The organism is Microcystis sp. M44BS1, assembly GCF_020244875.1.
GTDB classification, from domain to species: Bacteria; Cyanobacteriota; Cyanobacteriia; order Cyanobacteriales; family Microcystaceae; genus Microcystis; species Microcystis panniformis.
Genome location: NZ_JADBVM010000035.1, coordinates 1 through 6,724 on the forward strand (window position 1 = coordinate 1; position 6,724 = coordinate 6,724).

Here is a 6,724-nt window from a genome sequence, read left to right on the forward strand (position 1 = left end):
ACTAGCTTCATATCTTGATTATACCTGATAACGTTCTTAAAATCTATCGGTGGTCAAAGTTACTTATTTTAGTTATGTAGCTACAGAAATGAGTAGCTTTAAAAAGCTTTAGGTAGGTTTTTGGTTTCTGTGGTTAACCCCTGTGTTTGTCAAGCAGGGAGCGGGAAGCGGGAAGCGGGAAGTGGGGGGAACAAATAAAATAATCTCCCGTCTCCGAGTCCCCTGACGACCGACTGCTGAGGGCTGATAGCGAAAATAACTGATCTGATCCCCTAGCGTGATAAGCTGAGTATTGGCTAATTTTACAAAAAATTAAGACTTTCCCCTTGTGGGAGTTATCAGCTAAAACCCAGAGCAGACATAAACAATGGTAGCGACAACAGAAACTAACGTTGGTAAAATCGTCCAGATCATCGGTCCGGTCATCGATGCCGAATTTCCCAGTGGCAACCTGCCCCGTATTTATAATGCCTTAACCGTAAAAGGAACTAACTCCGCCGGTCAAAATTTATCCGTTACTTGTGAAGTACAACAGTTACTCGGTGACAACCAAGTGCGGGCCGTTGCCATGAGTACCACCGATGGTTTAGTGCGCGGTATGGATATCGTCGATACCGGCGCAGCGATTAGCGTTCCCGTGGGTAAATGCACCCTCGGTCGGATTTTTAACGTTCTTGGTGAACCCGTGGACGAAAAAGGACCGGTTAACGTCACCGAAACCTCTCCTATTCACCGTCCCGCTCCCAAATTAGTCGATCTTGAAGTAACACCGACGGTTTTTGAAACCGGTATCAAGGTGATTGACCTGCTCACCCCCTACCGTCAAGGTGGCAAAATCGGCCTCTTTGGGGGTGCTGGTGTGGGCAAAACCGTCATTATGATGGAATTAATCAACAATATCGCCATTCAACACGGGGGTGTCTCGGTTTTTGGCGGTGTGGGTGAAAGAACCCGCGAAGGAAACGACCTCTACAACGAGATGATCGAATCGAAGGTAATCAACGCTGATAACCCCGAAGAATCGAAAATCGCCCTCGTTTACGGTCAGATGAACGAACCCCCCGGAGCGAGAATGCGCGTCGGTCTCTCCGCTTTGACCATGGCCGAATATTTCCGCGATGTCAACAAGCAAGACGTACTCTTATTTGTCGATAATATCTTCCGTTTCGTGCAAGCTGGTTCGGAAGTATCGGCGCTCCTCGGTCGGATGCCTTCTGCGGTAGGATACCAACCCACCCTCGGCACGGACGTAGGCGACCTGCAAGAGCGGATTACCTCCACCAAAGAGGGATCGATCACTTCCATCCAAGCGGTCTATGTACCCGCGGATGACTTGACTGACCCCGCTCCCGCCACTACCTTCGCTCACTTGGACGGAACAACCGTACTATCCCGGGGTCTGGCTTCCAAAGGTATCTATCCGGCGGTAGATCCCCTCGGTTCCACCAGCACCATGCTCCAAGCTGATATCGTCGGTGATGAACACTACGGCACCGCTCGCGCCGTCCAATCTACCCTGCAACGCTATAAAGAGTTACAGGACATCATCGCTATTCTCGGTTTAGACGAATTATCGGAAGAAGATCGTCTCACCGTTGACCGCGCTCGTAAAATTGAGCGTTTCCTCTCGCAACCTTTCTTCGTGGCCGAAGTGTTCACCGGTTCTCCGGGTAAATACGTTACCCTCGCTGATACGATCAAAGGCTTCCAGATGATCCTCAAAGGTGAACTTGATCGCTTACCAGAACAAGCGTTCTATATGGTCGGCAGTATCGATGAAGCGATCGCTAAAGGCGAAAAACTCAAAAAAGGCTAATTAAAAGTCAGTAGTAACCGCTAAACGCGGTTACTAAACCCAGAAATCTGCCAAAATTATCGTTATTATCACCAATGAGCATTACAGTACGGGTTATTACACCCGATCGCATTGTCTGGGATAACGTGGCTGAAGAAGTAATCCTACCCAGTTCCACGGGACAATTAGGTATTCTTAGCGGTCACGCTCCTTTATTAACTGCCCTGAATATTGGCGTAATGCGAATTCGACCGGGGAAAGACTGGGAAAATATCGCAGTTTTGGGCGGTTTTGCCGAAGTCGAAAATAATGAGATCAAAGTCCTCGTTAATGGGGCGGAATTAGGCTCAAAAATCGATAAGGAAAAAGCTCGCGCCGAATACGAACAGGCCCAAACTCGTCTCGATGAAGCCAGCAAAGGGGATGACCGTCGCAAAACTATCCAAGCGCAACAATCATGGCGCAAAGCTCGCGCTAGATACCAGGCCGCTGGCGGTTTAGTATCGGTTTAAACCCAACCAAATCCAATTAGGGTCTGCTGAAAAAGTACGGGCGAAGCATTCGGATAGAAAATCTCCGGTTTCACCGATAGGTTATTGCCCGAATGCTTCGCCCCTACGGGACGCGGGCCGATGAAGACGCAAGGTTTTGAAGCACGATTCTCTCAAAATCTTGCACCTGTTTCGCCAGAAAAGCCACAAAACCCTTACCTTGCCTACATTTCACATTTATTCAGCAAACCCCAATTAAATTCAAGCAAAATCGGGCGGGTTTATCTAAACCTACCCGATTCTTTTTCAGTTATCAGTTATCAGTGAAAAAGTTTCCTGTTTTCCGTTGCCTAAAACTGGAGATTTTGTCGCTCCCCATTAAGATAACTGCTATAAATTAATTGCTACCGCTAAAAACAACTTCAGGGAATTTTAACTGTGCATCGGCCATGGGGATTTGTCGGCTTTGATTGCGTAACTCTTGCCAAAAATTAATTACTTCTGTGGCTTTGTTGAGAACATCAACGCGATCGGACTCATCAATCCAGTGTTTTGCTTCTAACTCCTCTTGCAGTTGTTGCCAAGCATCATTGCGCGGCCAGAAAAAATAAGCGGTGAGGGGGCTAGTTCCTTTGCCGACCACCTGATCTACAGCGATCGCTACGTTCTGATCTAACCACAATACTTTTAAAATAAACTTTGATTCGGAACTGACTGTCATTGTTAATCGTTAATCGTACAATTCTCGATTATATCATCTTTTGACTCAATTTTCCGCAGTCAATTTTTAACTATTTTTTGCTGTTTTTGCGCCAATAACCACTATGATTCCCGAAACAGACTCTTTAGCTTCTAAACAAATCGGTGTGGCCGTAATTAGAGACGATCGAGATTTAATTTTAATCGATCGCCGTCTGGACAAGGGACTCCTGGGCGGTTTTTGGGAATTCCCCGGCGGCAAAATCGAAGGCAATGAAACGGTGCAGGAATGTATTAAACGGGAGATATTAGAAGAAATTGGCATTGAAATCGCAGTGGATAGTCATTTAATCACCATCGATCACACCTATAGTCATTTTCGGGTTAATCTGCAAGTATATAACTGTCGTTATCTCAGCGGCCAAGCAAGAGCGATCGAATGTGAAGAAATCCGCTGGGTAACTATCGAGGAACTAGATCATTACACTTTCCCCGCGGCCAATCAAGAGATTATCAGAGCCTTAAAAGACATGGTAAACTCGAAATGATTGCTGTTAATCGTCGAGTGATTATGCTTAATCCTTCTATTCGTCAAGAACCCCGCTATGAACCGGCCGCGGTTATTCCCCTAAAAAAAGACGCTTCCATTGTCGAGTGGTTAGAAAAAAATAATCGCATGATTCCCCGGGATAAAGTCGCTGAACCGGATCTCACTCTCGAAGAAGATGTGGAACTATCTGAACTCATGGATGTCGATGATATCGGTTATGATGACGACGAGGACGAATTAGTCTTAGATGAAGATTAATCCCGTCTTCTTTGGCAAATTTTACCCTTATCTGACGCTTTAGTCGTGAACGCTAACATTTTTTCCGCCCCTATCTTTAAAAAACCCACTGGAACCCATCTCCTGATTCTACTAACGGGACTACTATTTCTGTTAGTAGTTTTTTTTCAGTCCACTAATTCCCTGTTACTGCCTTTGATAGCCACAACATTAATCAGTGGTGGTCTTGGTTGTCAAGTAGTCCCAGTGCTGCGACGCTTGAAAATGGGTCAGATTATGCGCGAGGATGGTCCCCAGGCTCATTTAAAGAAAGCAGGAACCCCGACGATGGGAGGCAGCTTTTTTGTGCCAGTAGCCCTTATTTTCGCTTTAATCTGGTCTAAATTCACTCCTAATGTGGTGGCGGTTGCTTTGCTGACTTTTGCTTACATGGGTATAGGTTGGTTAGATGATTGGCAAATTCTGCGTTATAAGTCGAATAAGGGCCTATCTCCCCGGATGAAGTTAATTTTACAGATAACGGGGGCGGTACTTTTTTGTCTCTGGATGTTGGTCAATCAGGTGAGTACCGATATCACCCTTTGGGGTCGATTAGTCATTCCTTTAGGCTTTTTCTTCTGGATTTTGGCGGGATTTGTCCTTGTGGCTGAAAGTAACGCCACTAATCTCACCGATGGGGTGGATGGATTAGCGGGGGGAACAGGTGCGATCGCTTTTTTGGGTTTAGCCATTATTATCGCTTCTAGTCACCCGGATTTAGCGATTTTCTGTACTTGTTTTAGTGGTGCTTGTCTAGGCTTCATTTTTCATAACCGCAACCCCGCTAAAGTGTTTATGGGTGATACGGGTTCCCTCGCTTTGGGAGGTGCTTTAGCTGCGGTGGGTTTAATTACTGGACATCTCTGGGGATTATTTTTAATTAGTGGTCTGTTCTTTCTGGAATCTCTTTCGGTAATCGCTCAGGTTATCTATTATAAAGCCACAAAAGGACCCGATGGCAAGGGCAAAAGATTATTAAAAATGGCTCCTTTTCATCATCATTTAGAATTAAGTGGTTGGACGGAAACCAAGATTGTGGGAGCATTTTATCTGGTTAATGCGCTTTTAGTTGTCCTGGCTATTTGGAGCAGTTAATTAGGCGCTAAAGGAAAGACCACAACCGCAGGTATTTTGGGTGTTGGCATTGGTAAAACGGAAACCACCACCCATTAAATCTTCTGAATAGTCTAATTTTAAAATTTGTAGGTAGCGATCGCTGTCAGGATCGACTAAAATATTAATACCATGACTTTGATAAAAGCGATCGTTTTCTGCCGCAATAGGGGTTAATTCGAGATGATAGTGAAGTCCCGAACAACCACCGTTTTTTACGGCCAAACGCAGATAGGAACCACTCAGGCGACGGCTTTGACTCCAACGTTCAATTTCTCTAGCGGCGGCGGGACTTAATTCGATCATTGTTTTTGAGACTATTGTAATAATAATATCAAGTTCTTGTGAAGTTATACCACAGTTGTTGTCAAACTTTATGTTAAGTAGCTGGTTATAATTAAATTAAAAATGGATTTTAGGTTCGATCCCCCCTTAGTCCCCCCTTGATAAGGGGGGTGCCGATCCCCCCTTAGTCCCCCCTTGATAAGGGGGGATCTGACAACTTTTAACGCCTACCTACTTAAGAAATATGTGACTAATGGATGGCGGGGGTAGCTGACAATTTTTAACACAGAAAACGGGTTTCTCCGAGAAACCCGTTTTCTAGGTGACTTAGACACTTAGATAAAGAAATTACCTACTGGAATGTTCCCTAAAGCTGGTAAAGTACCGGTAAATCCGGTGATATTTATTAATAAATCATTGCTGGATTGGAAGCCAGCCGTGCTATCATTAATAACGAGGTAAGTTCCAGCTATTGCACCGCTTGTTACTTGCACTAAGGCGGCACTATTAACCGCTAATTCTTGATTACCTGTAGTGGCTCCATTGGCATCAGTAAATACCTGATTGATTAAATTCTGTAAAGTGGTGACAGTGCTATTAGCAGCACGACTGAAATTGCTAGGCGCACTCGTGGCAGTTCCAGCTTGAGTTAATAAGTCAATTTTATCACTATTGATGGCAAAATCTGTGATACGATCGCTTGTTGATATGGTAGATTGACCAAATTGGAAGATGAAAGTATCTGCACCTAAACCACCGGTTAAATTATCAATTCCCGCACCTCCATTGATTTGATTAATACCACTATTTCCGGTGATATTATTGTTACTGGCGTTACCTGTACCGTTAATATTATTACTGCCAATTAGTCTGAGGTTTTCGACATTGTTGGGTAAGGTGCGAGTAATTGCGCTTTGTAGGGTGTCAGTAATAATTACTTGTCCAATTGCTTCGTCGGGATTGATGGTAGCATTAACCGGATTGGAGAGGGTGACGGTGAAGACTTCATCGGCTTCATTAAGGTTATCATTGAGGATGGGAATGCTAATAGTAGCGGTGGCAGTATTAGCAGCAATGGTGATAGTTCCAGTTTTGCTAGTGTAATCTACATCGACGGTAGCATCAATGGGTCCAGTGGTATAGTTGAAGGTAATTGGTTGCGGGTTGGGGTTATCAACCGTGACGGTGAGGATGGCATTATTATCTTTACCTTCCACTACGGTGATGTCATTGATGGAGAGTTGGGAAAAGTCATCATTGGTAATTGTCCCAGTCACTGGGGTGGTGGTCCCAACTGTATAACCTGTCCCAGAAGCAAGAGTTAAAATAACGGTTTCGTCACTTTCTACTATTGTGTCAGGAGTGGGGTCAACTGTGACGGTAGCAGTCGCTGAATTAGCAGCAAAGGTGACGCTGGTGGGAAGTAAAGTGTAATCGCTTCCATTGGTTGCTGTCCCTTCAACTGTATAGTTGACGGTTAAGGGATTAGTTGTATCTCCTGTGCGGGTGAAAGTG

The 6,724-nt window shown here is 44.9% G+C and carries 8 protein-coding genes; 5 read left to right on the forward strand and 3 right to left on the reverse strand.

The window, feature by feature from the left end; genetic code table 11:
• Positions 1–367 precede the first annotated feature (367 nt).
• Both atpD and atpC read left to right on the forward strand, forming a co-directional pair.
• Positions 368–1,816, forward strand: a complete 1,449-nt coding sequence (gene atpD / locus IM515_RS01985; protein ID WP_002786548.1) for a F0F1 ATP synthase subunit beta — start codon at positions 368–370, stop codon at positions 1,814–1,816.
• A gap of 74 nt (positions 1,817–1,890) precedes the next feature.
• Positions 1,891–2,307, forward strand: a complete 417-nt coding sequence (gene atpC / locus IM515_RS01990) for an ATP synthase F1 subunit epsilon (protein WP_002786547.1) — start codon at positions 1,891–1,893, stop codon at positions 2,305–2,307.
• Between the two features lie 376 nt (positions 2,308–2,683).
• Here atpC and IM515_RS01995 read toward each other — a convergent pair whose 3' ends face one another.
• The gene (locus IM515_RS01995) at positions 2,684–3,007 is read right to left on the reverse strand and encodes a 30S ribosomal protein PSRP-3 (RefSeq protein WP_002766067.1); all 324 of its coding nucleotides are present in this window, start codon (positions 3,005–3,007) and stop codon (positions 2,684–2,686) included.
• A gap of 103 nt (positions 3,008–3,110) precedes the next feature.
• Between IM515_RS01995 and mutT the strand changes: the two genes are divergently transcribed.
• From mutT to mraY, 3 genes are read left to right on the forward strand one after another with little or no spacing between them, the layout of a single operon-like run.
• Positions 3,111–3,533 carry an 8-oxo-dGTP diphosphatase MutT gene (mutT, locus tag IM515_RS02000; RefSeq protein ID WP_002766065.1) on the forward strand — a complete coding sequence of 141 codons (423 nt, stop codon included), beginning with the start codon at positions 3,111–3,113 and terminating at the stop codon, positions 3,531–3,533.
• Positions 3,530–3,793, forward strand: coding sequence for a DUF3134 domain-containing protein (locus tag IM515_RS02005; RefSeq protein WP_002766063.1), 264 nt, complete (start codon positions 3,530–3,532; stop codon positions 3,791–3,793). Before mutT ends, IM515_RS02005 begins: the two co-directional genes overlap by 4 nt.
• A 45-nt stretch (positions 3,794–3,838) precedes the next feature.
• The gene (gene mraY, locus IM515_RS02010) at positions 3,839–4,906 is read left to right on the forward strand and encodes a phospho-N-acetylmuramoyl-pentapeptide-transferase (RefSeq protein WP_287629000.1); all 1,068 of its coding nucleotides are present in this window, start codon (positions 3,839–3,841) and stop codon (positions 4,904–4,906) included.
• Here mraY and IM515_RS02015 read toward each other — a convergent pair whose 3' ends face one another.
• Positions 4,907–5,230, reverse strand: a complete 324-nt coding sequence (locus IM515_RS02015) for a HesB/IscA family protein (RefSeq protein WP_193960665.1) — start codon at positions 5,228–5,230, stop codon at positions 4,907–4,909.
• A 314-nt stretch (positions 5,231–5,544) separates the two neighbouring features.
• Positions 5,545–6,724: bluetail domain-containing putative surface protein (locus tag IM515_RS02020; protein ID WP_287632815.1), on the reverse strand; the 1,180-nt coding region annotated here is incomplete at its 5' end.

Bases quoted from the DNA above. Each gene is read 5' to 3' on its own strand.
- mutT (WP_002766065.1), top strand. From the start codon at position 3,111: ATGATTCCCGAAACAGACTCTTTAGCTTCTAAACAAATCGGTGTGGCC.
- IM515_RS01995 (WP_002766067.1), bottom strand. From the start codon at position 3,007: ATGACAGTCAGTTCCGAATCAAAGTTTATTTTAAAAGTATTGTGGTTA.
- IM515_RS02005 (WP_002766063.1), top strand. From the start codon at position 3,530: ATGATTGCTGTTAATCGTCGAGTGATTATGCTTAATCCTTCTATTCGT.
- IM515_RS02015 (WP_193960665.1), bottom strand. From the start codon at position 5,230: ATGATCGAATTAAGTCCCGCCGCCGCTAGAGAAATTGAACGTTGGAGT.
- atpC (WP_002786547.1), top strand. From the start codon at position 1,891: ATGAGCATTACAGTACGGGTTATTACACCCGATCGCATTGTCTGGGAT.
- atpD (WP_002786548.1), top strand. From the start codon at position 368: ATGGTAGCGACAACAGAAACTAACGTTGGTAAAATCGTCCAGATCATC.